This is a genomic window from Bacillus sp. XT-4, assembly GCF_050864245.1.
GTDB lineage: Bacteria > Bacillota > Bacilli > Bacillales > Bacillaceae > Bacillus > Bacillus altitudinis.
This window is the reverse complement of the sequence record NZ_JBPAFI010000003.1, coordinates 308,388-332,784: the sequence shown is the minus strand read 5'-3', so window position 1 is coordinate 332,784 and position 24,397 is coordinate 308,388. Positions and strand designations below refer to the sequence as shown.

Genomic DNA, 24,397 nt, shown 5'->3' with positions numbered 1-24,397 from the left:
TGCCTAACGGCCGCCTCTTTCATCTTTATTTCATTGAATCTTTTAAAGAAGAAACGAACTGGCTGCTGTCTTTTTGTGTCACGAAGATATTGACGGCTTGGTTCGCCTTCGTGACAAAACCTTCTTCAGCAGCTGAGCCATGCGCAAGAGACGGTGCGAGCTTTGACTCTTTAAACGCCTTCATTGCCGATTTTCCGTATTCATCATATTTTGATACGTCTGCATCCACACGTGCCGGTATTGACCCTTTCAGCGGATTAAACGCATCCTGTCCTTCCACAGATCCTAAGACAGATAAGAATTTTTTCACGTTTTCTGGCTGTTTGACACCCTTCGGCAGTCCGAATGTATCCGTGATGACCATAAAGCTGCCCTCCGTACCAGGAGTTGCCACGTATCCAAAGTCTTTATTTACCTTCAAATCTAGATCATTCACAAAATATCCTTTTGCCCAGTCGCCCATGACATTCATTGCAGCTTCCCCTTTTGCCACGAGCTGTGAGGCATCCTGCCAGTTACGCGAGCTATGATCGTCGTTGACGTATTCGAGCATACGTCCAAAGATGTCTGCCGCTTCCTTCACTTTTGCATCATCCATTTTTAAGTCGCCCGCCCAAAGTTTTTGATAGTCATCTGCACCTAGTACACCTAGAAGAACGCTTTCAAACAAATGAGTCGCTGCCCAAGGTTCTTTATCCCCAAGCGCAAGTGGTGTAATCCCTTTTTTCTTTAAGGCATCGGCTGTTTTGAAAAATTCATCAAACGTCGTTGGTGGCTGTAAGCCCTGATCTTCAAATACTTTTTTGTTATACCAAAGCACATTGCCTCTGTGAATATTCACTGGAACGGAATAGATTTTCCCGTCTTTGCTCACAAGGTCAATCAGTGATTCTGGAAATTTATCCTTCCAGCCTTCTTTCTCATAAAGGTCATCCAGCGGCTCCATTTTACCTGCGGCTACCCAGCTCTCATTCAGCTCTGCTCCCCCGTGTACTTGGAAAGTAGCTGGCGGATCATCTCCTTGCATCCGGCTTGTTAGAACAGCCTTTGCATTCGTACCAGCGCCACCAGCGACAGCTGCATTTTCAATTGGAATGTCTTTATTTTTCTCTTCAAACAATTGAATGAGTGCCTTCAGCCCGTCTTCCTCACCTGCACCAGTCCACCAAGAGAAAATTTCTAGTTTCTCCGCTCCGCCCTCTTTTTTTGCATCTGAGTTCGTCGATGAACTGCAAGCAGAGACGACCAGCATACAGAGTGCCAATAAAGTAAAACCTATTTTAAACTTCATCATGGATCCCCCATCCCTATTTTGTAAGCGTTATCAAAATAAGTATACTGGCAGATCCTTGCCTTTTTTCAGGCAAACTTCTTCACTTTTTTATGAAATTCTTCATTTTTTTACGACCTGTTTTCGATATTCCTTCGGTGAACAGCCAACCATTTTTTTAAACACACGACTGACGTAATTCGGATCAGTATATCCTGCTTGATAGGTGATTTCTTTTAAACTAAGCGAACTCTCTTTCAGTAGCTTCTTCATTTTATCCATCCTACAGGTCGTCACATATTCTTTAAACGTCAGACCTGTCTCATCCTTAAAGCGTTTGGTGAAATACGTCGGGCTTAAATCAACATAGGCGGCCGTTTGCTCCAGCGTGATATGTTCGCAAAAATGTGTTTGAATGTATCGTTTCGCCCGTTCTATATCATTCACCGTCTGGGTTCTTGCTTCATACAGATCAAATAAATGGTCACAGCATTGGCGGCATTCTGTTTCTGTAGCGATAGCCAGAATAGGCACATCTGCACGAAGTCGTGATTTGAGTAAAATGAGCAGCTCTTTCACATGAGAAATGGTTGCCCCTTCTAATTGGAAGGCATCATAGTAAGCAATAGCATCATCTCTTCTCCCTTCTTCTAGTGCCAGCATCATGTCATCGGCAAGCTCAGGCAAGTTGATCAATACGTAAGATTGTCTATCTGTATGGTAAAAGCCATAACGAACAGCGCCGTCATCTTTTTTTCGCTGATAATAGGAAAGCTTCGCTTCTGCTGCACTTTTCTGAAGTTGAAGTGGATTTGAGACAGGATGACCCATGCCAACGACAGAGGAATGCTGCTCGCTTGTCATAGCAGCGCGAATGGCTTGCAGTACATTCGCCTTTAGGTGACCAGGTGATTGATGGCTGTAAATCAAGCATGTAAACAGCTCACCGCTCACTTGGATAGGCACTGCTTGAAAAAGAGCAGACTCCTGCAAATGATTCAGGAGTTGATCCCCGCCTGTCCGCTGAACAGCGATCACTAGACCTGCTTGAAAATCCTGAAACAGCCGCTCAAACGCTGTTGAAGTATAAGATTGACCGTTCAACACATGGGCTTCCAGCCATTTTGACTGCTGATTGACTTTCTCCGCCTGCCGCAGGGAGACCTCCTGCTGAATTTCTGCCGCAACAGAACGAATCGCTGTAATGGTTTCGTCTTTATCAGCTGGTTTGACAAGGTATTGTTTGACCCCTTCCTGCATGGCTTGCTTGGCATAATCAAACGTATCGTAGGCTGTCAGCATAATAAATTTAGTATGAGGACAGTTTGCCTTGATCTGTTTGATCGCTGTGAGTCCATCCATGCCTGGCATCTGAATATCCATGAGCACAAGGTCAATTGGCTTAGACCGCGCCAATTCCACCGCCTTTTTTCCATTCGCAGCTTCCCCTGCAATATGACAGTCTGGCAGCCATTCGGTCATGAACTTACGCATCGCCATTCGTTCAATTTTTTCATCATCCACAATCAGCACGTTCAGCATGCTCGTTCCTCCTTGATTGGTATTGTCAATTGAATAGTGGTCCCTTCGTTTGGCTTTGAATCAATTTGAAGGGCATCCTGCACTCCATAAAACAAACACAGCCTCGACATCACATTTCGAAGACCAATTCCTGTCGAGTGACCTTTACTATGTGTGTCTTGATGATCTTCTTCCTCTTGCGATAGCAATCTCTTTTTCTCTTGATCACTGATGCCAAGTCCATTATCCCGAATCCGAATCATGACAAAGCCATCATCTCGATCAATAGAGAGCTCTACAAGCCCCCCCTCCTCTTTTGGTTCTACCCCATGAATAAAGGCATTTTCGACAAGCGGCTGCAATGTGAGGCTCGGAATGTGAACAGATAGACACGACTCATCTATGGTCGTTTTGCATGTAATACGATCAGAAAATCTTGTTTCTTGTATATGAAAATATTCTTTTACCACTTTCACTTCTTGTTCTAACGTAACAGATGCGCTGAGAGGAGATAGCGAATACCGCATCAGCGTAGAAACGGATTGTATCAATCTCGATGTCGCATCAGCTGATTCTAAGTACGCCATACGTGAAACGATGTTTAATGTATTAAATAAAAAATGTGGATTCATTTGATTTTGCAGTGTTTTCAGCTTCATGTCTTTAATTTTCTGATCTAAAGCGGCCTTTTGTTTCATCTCTTCAATCATGACCTTCATCTCTCGCCGCATTCGCTCAAAGGCATGATTTAACACAGAGATTTCGTCCTTAGATGACACATGCAAATTCGGACCGTCAAAATTTCCTTCTGATACTTCTTTGGCACTTCGAGACAGATGAACGATCGGTCTTGAAATTCCACCCGCAATGATATAGGCCATCCATAAAGCGATGCCTATCGATAATGTAAACAGACATAGAGTAAAAAGCGCATACGTTTGATGTCTTTTTTGAAGGGATTGGTAGAGTACTTGATACTCAGATAATTCATCATCCAAAAGAGTCATTGTCTGCTCTTGGATATAAGAGGACACGGTTCTTACTTCTTTCACACTTGCAGCATATTCTTTGATTTTCCCTTCTTTGACATGATTCATTGTGGCATCACTTTCGTTTATGAGCGTCCGCATCATATATTGATATTTTTCAATGGAGGGGATGGCGGCATGAAGCCCTGCATCTTTGAGTAATGTTTGGTCATATGATGTCATTTTCTGTTTTGATTCAGCATACCCCTTGGCAAACGCCTGATCCTTTTCGATGGCAAAGGCGTTGACCTTTTCATACATCGTTTTTGCCTCTGTCGAAATATCATTCAGCAGGAGAAAGGAACGAAAGCTCTTGCTATATTCTGATGTGATTTTTGAACTGCTCCAATACACAAAAAAAGCGGCCACATTACCAAGGAGCACAAGAATTAAAAATGCCAATAATAATTTACTTCGTATTTTTCTCATGGCTGAACCCCCTGTGGTCTTTCCGTTTGATGAAGGGGCAGGTCTCCTCGCCGAATCACACTCGTCCCTGTGTACTGAAGCGGTTCTTGTTTATCCCCTTGCTGCAAACGAACAAGAGATTCAACCGCTTGATAGCCCATTTCATAAGGGTGCTGTACAACCACTGCATCAATTTTCCCATCATCCAGCGCTTGAATCGTATCAGGCAGAGTATCAAATGCGAGCACATAGACATCTTTAGACGAATGATATTGCTCTGTTGCTTGAATAATGCCGACACCGTCTAATGCACTTGTTCCATAAAATGCGGTGAGCTGCGTATGATCATTTAACAATTTATACGCAGCACCGGAAGCACCTGATTTCGTAATCGCCGACTCTTCTATTCCAGCAATATGAATGCGTTTCTCACCAGAAACGGCATCTCGAAACCCCTTCACGCGAAGCTTCTGGTGAATCGCATCAAGCCGTCCCGTCACAATGCCCACATACTGTTCACCTTTTGTATCGGCGATGAGTGCCTGTCCGGCGATAAAACCGGAATAATAGTTATCTGTTCCGACATACACTTGGCGCTTGCTCCCCTCTGCATCCGTATCGACTGTGACGACATCTATACCTTTCTCTCTTGCTTTTTGAAAGAGCGGTTTATATTTCTTTGCATCAAGACCTTGCGTCATAATGCCATCCACATGACCAGCAATTGCCATATCAATGGTTTTCAGGTGATCATCCAAATCAGCCTGCTTTGGACCTAGGTATTCAAGATACACCCGATGAACTTCTGCCGCATCAGCAGCTCCCTTTTGCACCAATTGCCAATATTCATTATCAAGTTCCTCCGGTACAAGAACAAAGTGATATTGGTAAGTTGATACTGTCTCATCAGAAGCGCTTTCAATTTTAACTAAATCTTGACCTAATACAGATAAAAAAAGAACAGATATAACACAAAATGTGAGAAATGCGCCCATACCGAACAACTTCGACCATTTCATTCACATTCCCCTCCTTCCATTGTTGCCGCATAAAAAAAGAGCTGCTTATAAAAGCATACTCTCTCGACCTCTATAATTCCTTTGTCATAAATAAACTGTTCGGATCTTCTTGGTATGAACCAAAAGGCGGACAATATTGAAATCCAAAGCTTTCATATAATTTTCTTGCCGGTTCAAAGAAAGCAATCGCACCTGTTTCAAGGCTCACTCTTTTATAACCCCGCCGCTTCGCCTCTTGGAGAAGGTGGGTCAACAGATACTTCGCCACGCCTTTTCGCATATGGGCTGCTACCGTCCTCATCGATTTGAGTTCACCATGTTCACTCGATAGCTCCTTGATGGCTCCGCAGCCAAGAAGCACCTCGCCATCCCTTGCACTCCATACTGTGACATCTTGTTTTTTCAGATCGTCTAACGGAAGGGCATGAATGCTTTCTGGCGGTGAATGTTTTTTCATCTCTTCTAAATGAGCTTGAATCAATTGTTCAATTTGACCATCTTTTAGTTCATCTTGTTGAATGTACATATCGACCTCTCCTTTATGCTCATTTTACGTGAAAAGATGCGTCTTCTGAGCTTTTTTGTCAGATAAACGAACAAACAACCGGCAGTCATCCGCCGGTTGTTTATGTGAACTACATGATGGTGGAAGAAAGAACAGCCTGTAATTCTTCCGCTGTACTGTTTTCAAGCTGGCTACCGACACCTACTGCCACGGCTCCTGCTTCAAGCCACTTTGGCACATCGACTGGATGAATGCCTCCTGTTGGGATGAACTCAACCTCTGGAAACGGGCCTTGCAAATTTTTCATATAAGACAAACCGAAAGAGCCGCTCGGAAAAAGCTTTAACACGCTGTATCCATTTGCTTTTGCCTGCATAATTTCACTCGGGGTCAAAACACCTGGAACGTAAAGTGTATCGTGAAAAGATAGGTGCTCTCCGATGACAGGAAGGTATCCTGGACTGACGATAAATTGAGAGCCGGCTTCAATGGCTGATTGTGCCTGCTCAAGCGTTGTAATCGTTCCGGCTCCGACAATCAAGTCGTGGTCATGCTGGTAAGATGCAATGATCCGCTCTGCATTGGGCGTGGTATATGTCACTTCGATGGCCCGCACCCCTTTTTTCTTTAAACGAGCAATCATCTCTATCCCCTCTGCTTCACTACCTGCTCTGACCACCGCAATGAGTTTAAAAGCTGCGAGCTTCTCTTTAACGCTCATACTTGCTGACTTTCCCATACCTCTCATCTCCCTTCATATCGTGTCGCCTTTGATATCGTTTGGCTTCTTTTATAAATGCCTGAAGCTCTTCCCGAGTCGGCAGTCCCTCGTGATCTCCTGGGGACATGACTGCAAGTGCTCCAATGGCATTGCCTCTTGTCACCGATTTTTCATATGATAATCCGTCCAGCAGACCGCTCATCACTCCCACTGCAAATCCATCACCAGCTCCGACTGTATCCACGACATGAGACACATGGAAACCATCCACTACACCTTGGCCGGATGCACTTTTGAAATAGGCTCCTTCCGCTCCCAGTTTAATGACCACAAGCTTGACACCTTTTTGCAAATAAACATCCGCAATCGCTTCCGGCTCATGACATCCTGTGAGTCTTTGACCTTCTGCAAGCCCTGGGAAAAACCAATCTACTTGAGCAGCCATCTGATTCACCGTATGAATCATGTCTTCTTCCTCTTCCCATAGTTGAAGTCTCAGGTTCGGGTCAAAGGAAATGGTTTTTCCTGCTTCTTTCATTTCTTTAAGGGCATGAAAAGAAAACGCTCTCATTTCACTAGACACAGCAGGCGGGATTCCGGTCATATGAAGATGTCCTGCCTGATGAAAATAAGTGGACGGGAAATCGCTTGCGTTCAATGTGCTCGCAGCAGAGCCTTTTCGGTAGTACGTCACATCAGGGTCTCCATCGATGACTTTTGATTTAAGCAATATCCCTGTTTTGGCTCCATCATTTGAACGGAGCACTGCCTTCGTATCGACCCCTTCTTTTTGAAGCTCTTCTAAAATAAATGTACCAAGTGAGTCCGCCCCGACCTTACTCATCCAGCCTACGCTAAAGCCTAATCTTGCCAAGCCGACCGCAACATTACTCTCTGCACCAGCAAGTGCTTTTTGAAACGTATGCACTTGGTGAAGCTCGCCAATTTCTTTTGCATAAAACATCGCCATTGATTCCCCAAATGTGATCACATCCAATGCTTTCACTGATTTCTCCCCTTTCTTGGTACCGGTTTCAAAACAGTTGAAAAAGAGAGAGCATGCACGTATGTATACTCTTCTCTGCCTGACGTTTATAAAGATTTTCTCACAATGATTTCTCCATCAAGTTGAATGGTCTGGGGTGCACTCTTATCCCCTTCAAGACGCGTCTTGATTTTTTGCATCGCCGCTTTCCCCATCTCATGAGATGGCTGCGCCACCGTAGTGATGCCTGGCCCGATCAGCTTATACCATTCTGTATCATCAAATCCGGCAATGCCTATCTCCTCAGGAATCTTCACCCCAAGATCGACGAGTTCACTGATGAGTTTCAGCATGAGTAATCCATTGCCTGCTAAAATCGCTTTTTTCTGATGGTTTGATTGTAAAAAACGACAAATCTCATCTCGCATTTGTTCCTTTTGCTTCAAATTGATTTCTGCAATCATAGGTGTCTTATGTTGACTCATGGCCGTCTGTTCATAGGCTTCTTTTCGTTCTTCACGTGGACTAATCCCATCGACCGGCTCAGTAAAGAAAGCGATATGTTCGTAGCCTTTTTCATACATCTGATGAAGTAGACGAGCCGTGATGTCACGGTTATTCGTTGTAACGGTATCGACCTTGAGTTCAGGTAACTTACGGTCAACAAGAACAATCGGTACACCGTTTTGCTTAAAGTCTTGCAAAATGTCATTGTTTTGACCGGTCGTATTGATGATCAGCCCTTCAATATAATGAGCATGCAGCTTCAGTAGCATTTCTCGTTCTTTTTCTGGACGATTATCTGTGTTGCACACCATGATGCTGTATCCATATTCATCACAAATCTCTTCCACACCACGAAGTGTCGCAACAGAGAACGGGTTCGTAATATCAGCCACAATAAAACCAATGACCTTGCTCTTTCTTACTTTCAATCCTTGGGCAAGCTGACTCGGACGATAATGGAGCTCCTCAATGGCTTTTTTTATCTTTTTTACCTTTTCAGGAGAAATCTCATTTGTTCTGCCATTGATGTATCTGGATACCGTTGATTTTGAGACACCTGCATATGCTGCAACTTCGTTAATGGTGACTTTCGTTTGCTTTTTCTCTTTCATACAAAAAACTCCCAAGATCGATCTTCTCATTTGTTTCGAAACCGATTTCAAATAAACTTAAAAAAAGCATACCACAAGTTGAGCTGTATCAGAAGATTTTTTTCATGAACATGAAGAAAAAAAGCTTTTATACAAATAAAGAAAGCGATTACAAATTAACGGTTGACGCCGCTCTCTTTTTCCTCTAGAATTTTCCTTGAAACCGATACCAAATAAAATAATCATATGTTTCAGATGGAAAGGGAGGCTTATCTCAAATGGAAAATCGTTATGCTGTACATCCTGAGCAGGTCAAGCGTTTTACAACAGAGGAACTTCGTCGTCATTTTCATATTCCGACACTTTTTGTCAGTGGTGAATTGAAGCTGTATTATTCGCATGAGGACCGTGTAGTGATTGGCGGTGTTATGCCGACATCAGAACCGATCAAGCTAGATGCGGGCGACTTTTTACGTACAGAATATTTTCTTGAAAGACGGGAAATTGGCATTGTAAATGTCGGCGGCCAAGGTACGGTTACAGTCGATGGTGAGTCATTTATGCTGGAGCATAAAGATTTCTTATATATTGGACTTGGACACGAACATGTACAGTTTGCTAGTTCATCAGGTGAGCAGGCCAAATTTTATCTTGTGTCAGCCACCGCTCATAGAGCGTATCCGACACAAAAGGCTGCGATCGCTGAATTAACACCGAATCATTTAGGGGAAGCATCCGCCTCGAACGTACGGAATCTGTATCAGGTCATTCATGCAGACGGCATCCAAAGCTGCCAGCTTATGATGGGCATCACTCAGCTTGAAACCAATAACACATGGAACACGATGCCTGCTCATATACATGACCGGCGGATGGAAGTGTACTTATATCTTGATATAGAGGAAGACGCACGTGTCTTTCATTTTATGGGGGAGCCATCTGAAACGAGACATCTCGTTGTGGCAAATGAAGAAGCCGTCATCTCACCTGCCTGGTCCATTCATTCAGGCTCAGGTACAGCAAATTATTCATTTATTTGGGCAATGGCGGGAGAAAACTATACGTTTAAAGATATGGACTTTGTCCCGATGGACCAGCTGAGGTAATGAGATGACGTCGACATCCTATGTAGCGTCCCTCTTTTCCCTCGAAGGCAAAACAGCTCTTGTCACAGGTCCTGGAACTGGAATTGGGCAAGGTATTGCCGTAGCGCTTGCCCGTTCAGGTGCAGATATCATCGGCACCTACCACCATACGCCGCTTGATGAAACAAAAGAACTTGTCGAACAGACCGGCAGATCATTTCATGCGATTCAAGTAGACTTTTCAGATCCTAAGTCCGCAAAGCGGGATGTTGATGCCCTTTTAAAGCAGCATTCAATTGATATTTTGATCAATAATGCTGGGACCATTAAAAGAGAAGAGGCCGCTCAATATTCAGAGGAAAACTGGCATACTGTGATGGATGTGAATATCAACAGTCTCTTTTTCCTCACGCAAAAGGTCGGACAGCAGATGCTGAAAAAAGGGCAAGGGAAAATTGTCAATATCGCTTCCCTTCTATCATTTCAAGGCGGTGTCTTTGTTCCCGCTTATACAGCAAGTAAGCATGCTGTCGCAGGTTTGACGAAAGCTTTTGCAAATGAATGGGCAAGTCAGCATATTCAGGTCAATGCGATCGCGCCTGGTTATATTGCAACCAATAACACGCAAGCCATTCGTGACGATGCGAACCGGAATGAAGAGATTCTGAAACGAATCCCCGCTGGACGCTGGGGACGGCCTGAAGATCTAGCAGGTGCCGCCGTCTTTCTCAGCTCCCCTGCCTCTGATTATATGAACGGTCATATTTTAGCCGTAGATGGCGGCTGGCTGGCGAGATAAACATGTGAAGAGAATTCCTATTTTAGGGGATTCTCTTTTTTCTATTTGCATAATTCTTCTCCTTCCGAGTCACTCTATAAAAAAAGACATGAGGGTGAGGTATTATGAAAAGTCGTATTGAACAAGATATAGAGTCCGTCATTCAGCGTGTCAAAAGCTTTGCCGGCAAAAGTGATGATATCGTGTTCCACTCTTTTTCATTTGGTCCTTCCGCTGTCTCTGCATGTCTCGTGTACGTTGAAGGACTCACAGAATTTGAGATGCTTTCCAAACAAATCATTTCACCTATGCAAAAGGAACTGACCATCACTGAGGTCGACCACACCACACTTTCTTCCCTTTCTAAAACGTTTTTTGGTATTCAAAATGATGTGCTGGAAGATATGAACCTTGCCACCCAGCAGTTATACAGCGGCAGGGCTATTTTATTTGTGGATAGGGCCACTCAAGCGCTTGCGCTCCATACGAATCTTTTTCAATTTAGAGAAGTAGAGGAGCCGCAATCAGAAGTCCTTGTTAGAGGACCAAGGATTGGATTCATTGAGAATCTTGAAAAAAACACGGCATTGCTTCGTGAAAGAGCAAACGACCCGAATCTTGTCATTCAAAAGGTGAACATAGGTACTCGTAACAAGAAATCTGCTGCTCTTGTGTATGTTCGTGATATCGCAGACCCCAAACTAGTAGATGATGTATTCTCTCGTATGAAGCAAATCAAAATGGATGATATTCCTGAGAGCGGCTACATAGAACAGCTGATTGAAGACAGTCATGTCTCTATTTTTCCGCAGATTCAAAATACAGAACGTCCTGATCGGGTGATTGCCTCTGTGCTAGAAGGAAAGGTGTCTATTTTGCTCGATGGGACGCCCTTTGCCCTCATTATGCCGATGACTCTCACTGCCTTGATGCAATCACCGGAGGATTATTATCAAAGATGGACAAGTGCGACTCTTTTGCGTTTGCTCCGTTATATTGCCGTGCTTTTGACGATCTTTTTACCGGGACTCTATATCGCCCTTGTTTCCTATCATCCTGGTTTATTACCAACACGAATGGCACTGACCATCGCAGGCAGCCGGCAAAATGTGCCCTTTCCTCCTGTAGTGGAAGCCATTTTGATGTCGTTTACGATTGAACTGCTGCGGGAAGCTGGACTTCGTCTTCCTAGGGCGATTGGGCAGACGATTGGACTGATTGGCGGCGTCATTATTGGACAGGCGGCTGTCCAAGCCAATATTGTCAGTGCTTTAATGGTGATTATTGTGTCTCTGACGGCACTAGCCGATTTTACTGCTCCATCATATGATTTCAGCTTTCCCTTACGCATCCTGCGGTTTATGGCGATCTTCAGTTCAGCCATGTTTGGATTATACGGCCTCATCATGTGTTATTTATTTGTACTTTGTCACTTGATGCAGCTAAAGACCTTTGGTTTTGACTATTTCACACCTGTTTTGTCTTCACCGTTTTCAGATTTAAAAGATACGTACGTTCGTTTACCAATAGGGCTATTTAAATCGAGACCGAAAACAGCCAAGACAAAAAATCTCAAAAGACAAGGAGAGTAAACGATGTACAGAGCTGAGAAGCTATCATTGTTACAAGTCACCATTCTGTGCAGTTCTACAATGATAGGCGCTGGAATTTTAACCATTCCTCGCAGTTCTGCCAATTCAGGATTCCCTGATGGCTGGATCATTGTATTAATACAGGGAGTCATCTTTGCTTTCGTTGCTTTTTTGCTAGGTTGGATTGCGGAGAAGAATGCACCGGATACCATTTTTGAATCGAATACAAAAGGAGCCGGTGCCTTCTTTGGTACGATCTTTAACCTAATGCTGATCGGTTATTTACTAGCCATTGTTGGCTTTGAGGCGCGTGTACTGGGGGAAGTGGTTCAATTTTTCCTGTTGCAATCGACCCCGATGACAGTGATTGTGATGATTTTTTTACTGGTGGCGATCTATCATTTAAAAAGCGGCATTTTTCCGGTAGTGAAAATGGTGACATATATTTATCCGATGACCATGATCATTTACATTGGGCTCATGCTGTTTAGTTTGAAAATATTTGATTTTGATTACTTACGCCCGGTAATGGCTCACGGGTTTAAAGATTTTAGTAATTTGTTCTCTCAAACATTTATTCAATTTACAGGCTTTGAAGTCATTTTGTTTGTCGTACCGCTTATCTATAAAGACAAATGGTCAAAAGCGAAATGGGCCGCAGCGATCGGTGTAGGGATCACCACACTTATTTACTCCCTCACGCTCTTTATTGTGATTGGTTCCATGACGGTTGGAGAAACGAAATCACTCACCTGGCCCACTGTCTCACTCATTCAAGCGCTAGAACTAGAAGGGGTCTTCATTGAACGCTTTGATATTTTCTTACTGACGATCTGGACGTGCCAGCAGTTTATTTGTATGCTTGGCTTTTTCCAATTTGCGATTAAAGGATGTCAAACGGTGTTTAAGACAACCAATTTAACGAGACTGCTATGGTTGCTGTTTTTGCTGACCTCAGCTCTCTCTCTTTTTCCGAGAAATATCAATGAAGTCTTTTACTACTCGACTTTACTCGGCTATGCATTATTCGCTGTTTTGGCGATTCCTTTTATAACAGCTATTCTGCTCATGATACGTAAAAAATGGGGAGGTCGATCTGCATGAAAGGGAGGCGTTTATTGCTCATCTTTTTGTCTTTCTGTCTTTTGCTTTTATCGACAGGTTGCTGGGACTTAAAAGATATTGAGAAATTATCGTTTGTGCGCGGTGTTGGCATTGACGAGGAAGATGATAACGGAGTCAAACTCACCTATCAAAACCTTGTCCCTAAAATGGGCGGAACACAAGAAGCAGATTCCCCTGGCTATGTGAATGTCGTCTCAAAGGGGAAAAATGTACTGGAAGCAGTCAGCAATGTCGCTTTGAAGGACCCGCCGATTTATAGTGATCACCTTAAAATCTTTTTGTTTGGCAAAAATCAAGCCGAGCATCATGATATTCAAGGAACACTCAACCACTTTATACGAGATGATGAGGTTCGAAGAAGCAGCTACCTCTTAGTGTCACGCCATGAGGCATCAAAAGTCATCAATCAAAAATTAAAATCACAACAAAGGGTTCCAGTCGAGCATATTTTTGAAACATCAAAAAACCGGAGCTTTAACGGGAAGATTTTACTGCCAACACGTATTGGCCGAGCGTCGGATTACTTTCAGATGGGTACAAGCTTTCTTGTCCAAAGTGTGGATGTCGTAAACGGAGAACTCACCTATGATGGTGCAGGCATTATCCATGGGAAAACGCGAAAGCTGATAGGATTCATTCCAGCAAAAGATGTCCAATCTTTAAACTGGGTCATGAATCGCATCTCAGGCGGAGTCGTACCCGCCACCTACAAAGGCTTTCCGATTACGTATGAAATCAAGAAAGCAAAGTCCAAGATTGAACCCTATCTGAAGAACGGAAAGATTTCCTTTAAAATTAGTGTACAAACAAACGGGAAACTATCAGAAGATCAATATCCCCCTGAAAACTCATACGATGAGCAATACATCAAACGATTTGAGCGCATTTTTGAACGCAAAATCAAAGAGCGCATTCAAAAAGCTGTCCACCACATGCAAAAAGAAGTTGGTGTTGACCCGATCCTTTTAAATCGGCAGGTGCGCATCAAGTATCCAGACTTTTGGGATCAGCACCGCAACGAATGGGATACACTATTTCAAGAAGTAGACATTGCATATGACGTAAAAGTCAGCATTTTGAATTTTGGTGCAGAAGGCGCAACGAAAAGCTTTAAATGGTAGCACAAAAGGCGAATGACCGCCTTAGATGGTTGACAAAGGGCTAAAAAACTTTGTTTAGCCCTTTGTCTTCTTTTCAGCGTGATAGAAAAACTTTGCAGTCTAGGAAGGACGATTACCGGAGCAGAGGACTCAAAAAGAATGCGAGGGTTTGCCTACACCCTACACGCTGAGGCGGATTACCCGGAGGGGGGACCGCCTTTTTTACGTGCAACGATCAAAAGCTGATAGAGCGTCACTTGATCAGATAAGGCTTTTGTTTGAAAGCCAAGTGACTCTCCTACTCTCGCCACTTCGTCAAAAAACAATTGAACGTTTTGATCAATTGGCACATTGATGGGCTGTTCAATCACGCGATGAAACAAATGGTCTGGAAAGAGCGCCCGCATTGTATTTGGTGTGAAAAATCTCATATGTGTTCGATCTAAAATCCCCACATCTTGATACGTAAAATCACCTGCCATTAAAGGCAGCAGTACTTCCGCATGCATCATATTAGGTAAGCAGCAAATGATCACGCCACCTGGTTTTAAAGACGCATGCGCTTGAGCAATCATCTGCCATGGATCTGACACATGCTCTAACACATCAGAAAAGATCACAGCATCAAAAAAAGCTTCTTTCTCTGACCAAGGATACGCCTCCGCTTTTGTCTCAATCACTTCTTTGTAATACGCCTTTGCCATCTCTGCTTTTAATGCATCCGCCTCTACTCCGTACATGTCAACGGACTGCCGGTTGATCAGTTCAAGCCCTGTCGCCCCAGCACCGCAGCCAACATCCAGCACACATCCGGCATCCTCAGGGAGCAGTGCTGCAAAATATGGATGGGGGGAGATCAGGTTTAAATCAATACCCCATTTATCTAAAAATCGAAGCCTGTTCTCCGCAAACAATGTAGAGATATTCGTTTCTTCATTGGCATTGAATGTGGCATGACCGTGATGATGTACAAATGAATCATGGACGATTTGCAGCTGGTATCCCTTTAGCAACGAACGCAGACAAAGGTCATCATCCTCAAATGATCCATATACAAACCGCTCATCAAATAACCCTACATCCTCGATCAGCTCTCTTTTGACCAGCAAACAAAAACCAACAAGTCTATGCACATATGTTCTTTGACCTTTTTTCGAAGCCGTATATGCCTTCGCAAAGGCAGGAAGCTCCTTCACATCTGTGTAAGATGGCTGAACGAGCTGAGGACCACTTACATAATTGGAGACAGGCCCTACCATGCCAATACGCTCTGATGCAAAAAGGGCTTCTCTTAAAGGCAAAAGCCAGTTTTCGGTCACAATCGTGTCGTTATTTAAAAAAAGAATACTATCTCCTGTTGCCTTTTTCGCCCCTTGGTTACAGCCCTTGGCAAAGCCTTGATTCTTCTCGTTGTCAATCAACACGACATCTTCCAGTTGTCTCACATATTCCTTTGTTCCGTCTGATGAAGCATTATCCACGATAATGAGTTCATATTCATCACGCCGAGTATGCTTCTTGATACTGTCGATACATTTTTTCGTTAGGTGCAGTTCATTGTACGTCAGCATCACAATGCTCGTTTTTCCTTTCATCTCATTTCCACCTTTCGCCCGCCTGTTCCATATGTATGTCATAGGCAGCACGTTCAGAAGATGAGTGATTGTCCTTTCTTGATTAAACGTTTGTTTAACAAAGGAAGACCAGCTGCATGAGGCAGCTGGTCTTTTTTCATACCGTTTCCCCTTCATCATTGACGACGGCACGGTTTCTCTTTTTTAAATCTTCTTCAATCTCTTCAAGACTTTTCCCTTTCGTTTCTGTGACTAAATATTTCACAAATAAGAAGGCACCTATGCCGATGGCTGCATAAATAAGGAAAAGGTTACTGATGCCAATTGCACTTAATAAGGTTGGGAATGTGAGCGAGATGATCAAATTCCCTGTATGCAGTAGGAAGGTCGATACCCCCGTACCGATTCCCCGGACATGTACTGGGAACAGCTCCGGCAGCATCACCCATACGACCGGGCCCCAGCTGACAGCAAAAATGACGATGAAAAGTCCTAAACATATAATTGTCGTCCACCCTGCAGCTGTTGATCCCTCGAAAAAACGATTGACCACTGCTAGAACAATCAAACTAAGAACCATCCCTACATTTCCAAATAGGAGTAACGCTTTCCGCCCGACACGATCAATGATTTTAATCGCAACAAACGTCATGACAACATTGACTGCACCAATTCCTACAGTTCCTAAAATGGCTGCTGAATCGCCAAAGCCGACACTTGTGAATGTTTTTGGTGCATAATAAATGATCGTATTTGTCCCAATAAACTGCTGTAAAAAGGCTAAACCGACACCAGCAATTAAAGCGGGGCGCACCCATGGTTCGAGTAATTCCTTAAGACCGCCTTTTTCTTCACTTTCTGCTTTTTGAATATCCGCAATCTCGTCTTCAACTTCTTGCTTGCTTTGTCTAAGTTTTGACAATATTTCTTTCGCCCGGTCCGCCTGTCCTTGGACAAACAGCCAGCGAGGACTTTCTGGCATAAACAAAATACCACATAACAAGAGCACAGAAGGAACAACGGCAATTCCAAGCATCAGACGCCATGCCTCTGCATCTGCTAAAACGTAGTTCACAATATAGGCAAGAAGAATACCAAATGTGATCATGAGTTGGTTTAATGAGGAAAGTGCCCCTCTTGATTCCTTTGGCGCAAGTTCAGATAAATATAATGGAACAATCGTCGTCGAGCATCCGACAGCAAGTCCTAGCACGATTCGGAATAAGACCATGACCTCCGTATTCGGTGCAAGGGCTGTTCCAAATCCGCCGATAATAAATAAAATGGCTGCGGCGATTATCGCTTTTTTCCGTCCGAATTGATCTGTCAGTTTTCCAGAAAGAGAAGACCCGAGCATCGCCCCAATTAAAATCGAGCTGACCACAAGTCCCTCTGTAAATGCATTTAAACCTAAATCCTCTTTCATAAATAAGATAGCGCCAGAAATGACACCTGTATCGTAACCATATAAGGCGCCGCCAAGTGCGCCGAAGAAATAAAGCCACCCATTCCGATTTTTCATGATCATAACCCCTCTTTTATCTATGTAATGACTGGATGTTTCTCTATGAAAAATCATTTTCCTCACTTCCTGTCATTTCAAACATTTCGATGTTTTATGACAAATATATTTCATTTGCGTATCATTGAAACTTTTTTAGATAAGGAAACGTCAATTAAGCGTTAGTGAAAAAAATGTCGCACTATATCCCGTTTTAAGGTATATTTGTTTTAGTTTGTAAGCATGAAGAAGGACATCTTTACTATAAAATCATAGCGAGGGTTTAAAATATATGGATCAAACAAGAAGTAAACGCAAAGGCAAAAAGCGTTTAAAACCATGGGTGAAAGTCACTCTTTTTATTTTTGGTATTCTTTTACTGACAACCGCTTCTGTCACCGGCTATGCCTACTATAAAGTGACATCGGCTGCAAAAAAAGCACAAGTCTCTCTAGACCGCGGTGCACAATCTGTCAAACGGATTGAAGCATTTGATCCTGGGAAAGACAGCTTTTCTGTCTTGCTGCTTGGCATTGACAGCAGACCAGGCGAAACCGTCAAACAAGCACGAAGCGATGCAATGGTATTAGCGACAGTAAATCGTACGAATAAAACCGTGAAATTATTAAGTATTCCAAGGGACTCATATGTTAATATTCCAGGTCATGGTTATGACAAAATTACACATGCACACGCATTTGGTGATGCAGACCTCACGGTGAGTACAGTTGAGAATTTACTAGATATCCCTGTCGACTTTGTAATTGAAAGTAATTTCAAAGCGTTTAAGGAAATTGTGAACGAATTAAACGGTGTTTCCGTTAACATTAAAGATGAATATGTTGTGAAACAGATTCTTAAAGATACAAAGGGCAAAGTTCAGCTGCAAACAGGTACTCACACACTAGATGGTAATCAAGCTCTCGCTTATGTGAGAACAAGAAAAGCAGACAGTGATCTCATGCGCGGACAGCGTCAAATGGAAGTTTTAAAAGCCATTTTCGATAAATCAAAATCAGTAACGTCCATTCCGTCTTATGACAATATCATAGATACTCTAGGTGATAACGTCTCAACTAACCTGTCAATGAAAGAACTAGTCGGTCTTTTCCCACTACTCACTTCATTGAAATCTGTTGATACGATTCAACTAAAAGGATCTGATTACCAGCCAAATGGCGTTTATTATTACCAATTGGATCAAAACCAACTGAACGAAGTCAAAACGGAATTAAAGAAACAGCTTGAATTATCATAAACACAGAAAGCGTCCTTTTGGGCGCTTTTTATGTGTTGAAAAAGGTGTTTGCCCTTTTTCTTCTTTTCAGCATGATAGAAAACCTTTGCAGTCTAGGAAGGACGAGCACCGGAGCGCAGGACTGACAAAGAATGCGAGGGTTTGTCTACACGCTAAAAGCGTCCTTTTGGGCGCTTTTTCTTATATCCTTGATCAATTGACCGTTTTTGTTTAGCCTTAAAGAGAGGAATCCACGATCCGACTCTTTCATGAGAATGAAGGAAATCGTACATACTTTGAAGAGGCTATTGCATGAATGAAGGAGGATATAACAGCAATGAAAAAAATGATTGCGATTGATTTAGACGGTACACTCTTAAATACGAAAAGTGAAATATCCGCTCAAAACCGGCAGGCATTGATTCGTGCGAAGGAAGCTGGATATATTGTGACCATTTGTACAGGGCGCGCGACTTTTGATGTAAAAGAGCTTCTTGGGGATTTAGACATTCCCATTATTGCGGCAAATGGAGGAACTGTCCATACAGAAGGGTACAAGCTCTTCAGCAGAATCACCCTTGATCAAGAAGCTGGAAGACGTGCTGCAAAGGAATTAGTGGAGCGGAACATTTATTTCGAGGTCTATACAGACGATGCCCTCCTTTCCCCATTTGATGGAAAAGAAAAGCTCAAAGCTGAATTTGATATGATCAAAAGCGCCAATCCTAACGAGGATGTAGCTGATTTATGGGAAGGGGCGATGACTCAATTTAAACAGTTTGGCATCAAACCTGTCGATGACATCCGTCAAATTTTTGAGTCGAATGAACCAACTTATAAATTACTATGCTTCTCATTTGATATGAATAAGCTGGAAGAGGCACGAGATCTTCTTTCTAAGATGCCTGAGCTCTCCTTGACCTCATCTGGAGAACATATCATTGAGGTACTGCCAAAAGAGTCAGGCAAAGGACATGCCCTCAAGAAACTTGCAGCCCATTATGGCGTTGACCGATCCAATATTTATGCGATCGGTGACAGCCCTAATGATCTATCCATGTTCGATGAAGCAGGACACAGAATAGCGATGGGGAATGCGGTGGATGTCATTAAAGAAAAAAGCACCTATATCACAAAAGGCAACCATGAAGATGGCGTCGCCTATTTTATTGATCTGCTTTTGCAGAATCAATTTCAAGAAAAAAAGACGCTTGTCTGATCAGCGCCTAGTGAGAAGTCGAGAAGTCCGATCTGAGCATTGATCGGGCTTTTTCTTTATTTTTTAATTCTAACAGCCGTCTCATATTTATCCTTCCAATACGTACTTGTTTTCATATTGGTAATGACAACGCCATTTGAAACCGTCACATGAATGACTTGATTAGAACCAGCATAAATGGCTGGCATCAACGAAGTCCCTTTAAAAAAGACAAGATCTCCTGGCTTTAGTTCCGATCGTTTCACAGGTGTACCTGCTTTAACTTGTCCCGGCGCATAGCGAGGCATCTCCATTCCAAGCACTTCTTGATAGATATACTGCGTGAATCCTGCTGTATCAAAGCCTTGCTTTGGGCTCGCACCACCTTTTACATAAGGTACTTCTCCAATATACGTAGCGGCTTTTGATACGACTGGGTCTTCTTTCGCTAGCTTCAGCTCAGTTAATCGTTTCGCACCTGTCCATTTCTCACGCCAATACGATTCAGACAAATAAGAAATCGTCACACTTTCCGAACGGCTCGCATGAATAAAGCGGTCTCCTCCGATGTACATGCCTACATGTGAAATTCCTTTTTTATACGTGTTGCTAAAAAAAACAAAGTCTCCAGGGCGAATATCGTCTCGTGCTACTTTCTCTCCAACCATCCATTGCTGCTCAGCACTTCTTGGTAAATAAATCCCAAGTGATTTTTCAAATAAATATTGTAAAAAACCTGAACAATCGAAGCCTGCCTTTGGATCTGATGCCCCGAATACATAAGGGATTCCTAAATATTTCATCGCATCTTTCACCAGTTGATCATCCGACATCTCTTGGGAGACAGGCAGCCGTTTGACCGCATAGAACCGATCGGTCCAATATTTGCTTTTGCTGACATCTGTTTTCACCACCCCTTGACTGAGTGTGATGTGGATCACTTGATCATTTCCAGCGTACAAAGCAACGTGTGTCGGGATGTCTTTTGTTTCTTCAAGACTGCGAAAATAGACAAGGTCTCCGGGCTTTGCTTTTTCCCATGATACATTTTCACCGATTTGGTATTGATCGATCACCTTTCGCGGCAAATCAAATGCACCTGTTGTTTTGTATACATATTGTATAAAACCAGACGCATCAAAGCCCGTTTTCGGATCGATTCCTCCTTTATGATAAGGCGTGCCTATCAGCGTTTCCGCTTGTTTTAAAGGAGATGTTGTTTGAGCAGACACCTCTGTTTGAGACATAAGCATGAGTCCTACAATGGCACATCCTCCAAGCAGTATTCCTTTCCATTTCATCCTCTCTTCCTCCTTTCTTTTATAGTTTCGACATGACCCCTTTCATTTTACACCTTTTTCCGTCAAAAAAGAGCACGCCTCGCGTGCTCTTTTCATCATCATTTCTTTATTTACTCGCTTCCGCTTTTGACTGCTTTTGCTGTTCAATTTTCTGCATTTCAACCGAGATCTTTTGTTTCTCATGATCCGTGAGGCTGTCACTGAATTTAAAAGCAGACATAAAGACAAAGACTAAAATTAACGCAACAAACGGCCAGCTTGCTTTAAGGAATTTCATTTTTTATCCTTCCCCTCGTTTTCTTTTAATGTTTGAACTTTATCAGAGTGATCGACTTCAAAGAAAATATGTCCGTCTTTTTCTTTCCAATCCGCATTCGTGCCATTTGTCAGCATACGGATAATCGATTTTGATTCAAGAGATCCTGCTTTGACTGGAGCAGGTGTCGCTTCTTTGATGTACATTGGAACCACTTCAAATGTCGCTTTTCCATCTTCATTCAGATGATACTGAACAATGGCAGAATCACGTGTTCTTGACCAGCCTTGGTCAAAAATAAAGTTCCCCAAGCTATAGAAGATCGCTGTTCCGTTATAGACTTCCATCGGCTCAAGAACGTGCGGGTGTGCACCGATAATGATATCAGCACCTGCCTTTGACATCGCTCTTGCCAGCTCTCTTTGTCTGTCGTTTACTTCATTGTTATATTCCTGTCCCCAGTGCGCATGAACAACAACGATATCTGCCTTTTCAGCAGCTTGTGAAATCATCGGAATAAAGATAGATGGATCAGCTGGTAGAATACCTGCCTTGCGATTTGTTGCTTTAAAATCTTTTCCATATACATCTGTAAAACCAAGGGTAGCGATTTTAACGCCATTCACTTCTTTATATGAAATGTTCTGCTTCGCATCATTGACGTTGCGCCCTGCCCCTGTATAATCCATGTCAGCTTTTTCAAAGGCATCAATCGTGTTATTTAAGCCTTTTTCACCGTAGTCTGCTGCATGGTTATTCGCAAAGTTTAGTACAGAGAAATTCAAATCCTTTAACGCTTGTACAGAATCTTCATCTGTTTTCAAATGAATATTCTTTTGTGCTGCCTGTTCCTTATCTGAAGCCACTGGATGCTCAAAATTCCCAGTTACATAATCTGAAACATCAAAATACGGCTTCGCATAGCGGAACAGGTGCTGCTTTCCATAGCGGTCTGTTACTTTCTCTACATTTCTTCCAAACATAATATCTCCGACAAACGAAGCGGTCAGGATGTTTTCTGGATTCTTTTCTACAGTTGGTACTTGTGCTTTCCCGATAAATGTAAATAGAAATGTACAAGCAATGACAATCGGTAAAGCAATCAGTACGTGTTTATTCGTCTTTTTCTTTTGGTTCTTTGTGATTTTCAGCAGCTTTTCCTGAAAGCTCAATTTTTTATTCATCATTGGACACACCTTATCTTAAAATAGATAGTAAACATACATGATGGCAAATGTTGCACCACTTAGAAGTAATGTGCTTCCAAGGGTAATCGTAAGACCTTGCTTTTGAATCGTATTCGCAATCAATCCAGGCACGATGATTCCGATTCCGCGGAATTCTGCTATTTCAAACGGAACCACTGGATAGAAGAAATCAAATATGAGCTTTAAGGCAATCCCTGTAATCAGCATCGCCGCAAACTTTCTGCGTCCGTACAAAATCATAAATTTCGATAGACCAAAACGAACGATCACATACGTCAACAAGCTGACAGATAAAACAACTAAAATGAAGACTGGCTGGTTAAAGACGAGCGCCAGATAACCTGGAACAACCAACCCAGCTGGTACGATTCCTGTTTTTTCTGCAAAGATTAAACTGAGTAGAACACCTAAAATTAACGAGATATAAAGATCTGATCCGAACATTTTCTATATTTCCTCCTAGCTGACAAGCTGCTTAATTTTGTATTCTTGAATTTTTTCGATTAAAGGTTCAGCGGCGCCGTGAATATTGCCGACTCCATAAACCACTCGATTATGAAGCTTTTTCTCAAGCATGTTCATAATTTGTTCTGTAGATTGATATTCAAGGTTGTGTAAGTGGTCAGCCGGAATTTTTCCATCCTCAAATGCCTTCACAATTGGATCTGTCGTTTCACCAATTAAGACAAGATCACTTGCTTCAATATAAGGAAGTACATCCTCCGCAAACTGGATCGTTCTATCTACGCGATCCGCACGACAGTTCATGATAATAATCGGTTCATCTGTTGGATACCCAATTTCCTTCACACGCTTCCAAATGTTCAATGTAGATGCTGCGTCATTAGCCGCAAATCCATTTACAAAATGTCCAGGTGTTTTTGCGTCCATTAATGGAAGAATTCTCATCGCTCCTGGATCAGGCGGCGCATTTAACATGCCTCTGAATGCCGTATCTTCATCAATTCCCAATGCTTGTGCAACACCAAGTGCAAGTGAAGCATTATCAGGGAATACCATGTACTCAAATTTCCGTAAATACTCATCTGTAATCTTGGAATTATCTGCAACAATCACTTCAGTATTGCGTTTTTTCGCAATCTCTTTAAAGAAATCTGTATATTCACTATCCGTAATAACCAAGTGCCCATTGTAAGGAATTGTCGCTGTAAAGGCTTCAGCTATTTCATCAAGAGTTGGCCCCATCACATCCATATGATCTTCAAGAACGTTTACGATCACGCCAATATTCGCTTGAAGCAGCTCTTCCTGAAAGATAATTTGGTAATCTGGATTCACCGCCATACATTCACTGACGATGGCATTTGCTCCTCTTTCAACGGTTTCTCTCATAACTTCTTTCTGCTCTCCGATATTTGGTCCTTGCGGTTTCCTTTTAATCGGTTTCTCTTCTGGCGTATCCCAATAAATCATTCTTGCATCCGTTCCTGTTGTTTTGCCGACAGTTTTATAACCTGCCTCCATTAAGATACCGGTTGTCAATCTTGTAACGGTAGACTTTCCGCGTATACCATTAATATTGACGCGTACCGGCAGGGCATCGATATTTTTCTGATGACGCTTCTTTTCAATAAAGCCAATCCCTAACATGATGACACAGGCTATAACGATTAACCACATCGCTTATCTACATCTCCTTTTTTTATGAGTGTGATATGTAAATTCAATCAACAGTATATAGGTTCAGCATAAAATCACAATCGGTATTATGTAACATAATCTTTCACTTCCTCGTATGCCAAATTCCTCTAATCAGAAGGCGTATTTGCCTATCTCACGCTCAAATGAAAAGGCCAAAAGACGGACAAAATGACGAATGAATTTCTGCTTCAAACAAGAGAAAGCGTTACCATCAAACAGTGAAAAA

At 42.6% G+C, this 24,397-nt stretch carries 22 protein-coding genes; 7 read left to right on the top strand and 15 right to left on the bottom strand.

Features of this window, described 5'->3' with window-relative positions; translation table 11 throughout:
• Nucleotides 1-25: 25 nt before the first annotated feature.
• From ACRRMM_RS11530 to ACRRMM_RS11495, 8 genes are all read right to left on the bottom strand, one after another.
• On the bottom strand, nt 26-1,294 hold the full coding sequence (locus ACRRMM_RS11530; RefSeq protein WP_428828644.1) for an ABC transporter substrate-binding protein: 1,269 nt from the start codon (nt 1,292-1,294) through the stop codon (nt 26-28).
• 99 nt (nt 1,295-1,393) lie between these two features.
• Nucleotides 1,394-2,812 (bottom strand): response regulator transcription factor, encoded by a 1,419-nt coding sequence (locus ACRRMM_RS11525; protein WP_428828645.1) that lies wholly within the window; start codon nt 2,810-2,812, stop codon nt 1,394-1,396.
• A complete protein-coding gene (locus tag ACRRMM_RS11520) occupies nt 2,806-4,248 on the bottom strand; it encodes a histidine kinase (RefSeq protein WP_428828646.1) in 1,443 nt (480 codons plus the stop codon). The genes ACRRMM_RS11525 and ACRRMM_RS11520 overlap by 7 nt, the downstream gene beginning before the upstream one ends.
• The gene (locus ACRRMM_RS11515) at nt 4,245-5,246 is read right to left on the bottom strand and encodes a sugar-binding protein (RefSeq protein ID WP_216099176.1); all 1,002 of its coding nucleotides are present in this window, start codon (nt 5,244-5,246) and stop codon (nt 4,245-4,247) included. Before ACRRMM_RS11515 ends, ACRRMM_RS11520 begins: the two co-directional genes overlap by 4 nt.
• A 70-nt stretch (nt 5,247-5,316) precedes the next feature.
• The gene (locus ACRRMM_RS11510) at nt 5,317-5,772 is read right to left on the bottom strand and encodes a GNAT family N-acetyltransferase (protein ID WP_048001912.1); all 456 of its coding nucleotides are present in this window, start codon (nt 5,770-5,772) and stop codon (nt 5,317-5,319) included.
• Between the two features lie 109 nt (nt 5,773-5,881).
• Entirely contained in the window at nt 5,882-6,490 is a 609-nt protein-coding gene (locus ACRRMM_RS11505) for a bifunctional 4-hydroxy-2-oxoglutarate aldolase/2-dehydro-3-deoxy-phosphogluconate aldolase (protein ID WP_048001911.1), read from the bottom strand.
• Nucleotides 6,462-7,478 (bottom strand): sugar kinase, encoded by a 1,017-nt coding sequence (locus tag ACRRMM_RS11500; protein WP_375830788.1) that lies wholly within the window; start codon nt 7,476-7,478, stop codon nt 6,462-6,464. Before ACRRMM_RS11500 ends, ACRRMM_RS11505 begins: the two co-directional genes overlap by 29 nt.
• An 86-nt stretch (nt 7,479-7,564) precedes the next feature.
• Nucleotides 7,565-8,575 (bottom strand): LacI family DNA-binding transcriptional regulator, encoded by a 1,011-nt coding sequence (locus tag ACRRMM_RS11495; RefSeq protein WP_125589459.1) that lies wholly within the window; start codon nt 8,573-8,575, stop codon nt 7,565-7,567.
• A gap of 257 nt (nt 8,576-8,832) precedes the next feature.
• Between ACRRMM_RS11495 and kduI the strand changes: the two genes are divergently transcribed.
• The 5 genes from kduI (at nt 8,833) to ACRRMM_RS11470 (ending at nt 14,255) form a co-directional block, all read left to right on the top strand.
• Nucleotides 8,833-9,660 carry a 5-dehydro-4-deoxy-D-glucuronate isomerase gene (gene kduI / locus ACRRMM_RS11490; protein WP_052320917.1) on the top strand — a complete coding sequence of 276 codons (828 nt, stop codon included), beginning with the start codon at nt 8,833-8,835 and terminating at the stop codon, nt 9,658-9,660.
• A 4-nt stretch (nt 9,661-9,664) separates the two neighbouring features.
• Nucleotides 9,665-10,438 carry a 2-dehydro-3-deoxy-D-gluconate 5-dehydrogenase KduD gene (kduD, locus tag ACRRMM_RS11485; protein WP_052320916.1) on the top strand — a complete coding sequence of 258 codons (774 nt, stop codon included), beginning with the start codon at nt 9,665-9,667 and terminating at the stop codon, nt 10,436-10,438.
• A 104-nt stretch (nt 10,439-10,542) separates the two neighbouring features.
• A complete protein-coding gene (locus tag ACRRMM_RS11480; RefSeq protein WP_144716421.1) occupies nt 10,543-12,009 on the top strand; it encodes a spore germination protein in 1,467 nt (488 codons plus the stop codon).
• A gap of 3 nt (nt 12,010-12,012) precedes the next feature.
• Nucleotides 12,013-13,113, top strand: coding sequence for a GerAB/ArcD/ProY family transporter (locus tag ACRRMM_RS11475; RefSeq protein WP_007499883.1), 1,101 nt, complete (start codon nt 12,013-12,015; stop codon nt 13,111-13,113).
• On the top strand, nt 13,110-14,255 hold the full coding sequence (locus ACRRMM_RS11470; RefSeq protein ID WP_052320915.1) for a Ger(x)C family spore germination protein: 1,146 nt from the start codon (nt 13,110-13,112) through the stop codon (nt 14,253-14,255). The genes ACRRMM_RS11475 and ACRRMM_RS11470 overlap by 4 nt, the downstream gene beginning before the upstream one ends.
• Nucleotides 14,256-14,431: 176 nt before the next feature.
• Here ACRRMM_RS11470 and ACRRMM_RS11465 read toward each other — a convergent pair whose 3' ends face one another.
• A complete protein-coding gene (locus tag ACRRMM_RS11465; protein WP_052320914.1) occupies nt 14,432-15,829 on the bottom strand; it encodes a bifunctional glycosyltransferase family 2 protein/class I SAM-dependent methyltransferase in 1,398 nt (465 codons plus the stop codon).
• 136 nt (nt 15,830-15,965) lie between these two features.
• The gene (locus ACRRMM_RS11460; RefSeq protein WP_089374136.1) at nt 15,966-17,330 is read right to left on the bottom strand and encodes a sugar porter family MFS transporter; all 1,365 of its coding nucleotides are present in this window, start codon (nt 17,328-17,330) and stop codon (nt 15,966-15,968) included.
• 271 nt (nt 17,331-17,601) lie between these two features.
• Between ACRRMM_RS11460 and ACRRMM_RS11455 the strand changes: the two genes are divergently transcribed.
• Both ACRRMM_RS11455 and ACRRMM_RS11450 read left to right on the top strand, forming a co-directional pair.
• Nucleotides 17,602-18,567, top strand: a complete 966-nt coding sequence (locus ACRRMM_RS11455) for an LCP family protein (RefSeq protein WP_017360001.1) — start codon at nt 17,602-17,604, stop codon at nt 18,565-18,567.
• Between the two features lie 316 nt (nt 18,568-18,883).
• Nucleotides 18,884-19,765 carry a Cof-type HAD-IIB family hydrolase gene (locus ACRRMM_RS11450; RefSeq protein WP_428828647.1) on the top strand — a complete coding sequence of 294 codons (882 nt, stop codon included), beginning with the start codon at nt 18,884-18,886 and terminating at the stop codon, nt 19,763-19,765.
• A gap of 56 nt (nt 19,766-19,821) precedes the next feature.
• Here ACRRMM_RS11450 and ACRRMM_RS11445 read toward each other — a convergent pair whose 3' ends face one another.
• The 5 genes from ACRRMM_RS11445 to pgsB all read right to left on the bottom strand — a co-directional run bounded on the left by ACRRMM_RS11445 (nt 19,822) and on the right by pgsB (nt 24,150).
• Nucleotides 19,822-21,045: a C40 family peptidase gene (locus tag ACRRMM_RS11445; RefSeq protein ID WP_428828648.1), complete on the bottom strand. Its 1,224-nt coding sequence runs from the start codon at nt 21,043-21,045 to the stop codon at nt 19,822-19,824.
• A 106-nt stretch (nt 21,046-21,151) separates the two neighbouring features.
• Nucleotides 21,152-21,322, bottom strand: coding sequence for a hypothetical protein (locus tag ACRRMM_RS11440; protein ID WP_008343253.1), 171 nt, complete (start codon nt 21,320-21,322; stop codon nt 21,152-21,154).
• Complete coding sequence (locus ACRRMM_RS11435; protein WP_017360004.1) at nt 21,319-22,485, bottom strand: CapA family protein; 1,167 nt, start codon at nt 22,483-22,485, stop codon at nt 21,319-21,321. The genes ACRRMM_RS11440 and ACRRMM_RS11435 overlap by 4 nt, the downstream gene beginning before the upstream one ends.
• Nucleotides 22,486-22,503: 18 nt before the next feature.
• Complete coding sequence (pgsC, locus tag ACRRMM_RS11430) at nt 22,504-22,953, bottom strand: poly-gamma-glutamate biosynthesis protein PgsC (protein ID WP_007497520.1); 450 nt, start codon at nt 22,951-22,953, stop codon at nt 22,504-22,506.
• A 15-nt stretch (nt 22,954-22,968) separates the two neighbouring features.
• The gene (gene pgsB / locus ACRRMM_RS11425) at nt 22,969-24,150 is read right to left on the bottom strand and encodes a poly-gamma-glutamate synthase PgsB (protein ID WP_007497522.1); all 1,182 of its coding nucleotides are present in this window, start codon (nt 24,148-24,150) and stop codon (nt 22,969-22,971) included.
• Nucleotides 24,151-24,397 lie beyond the last annotated feature (247 nt).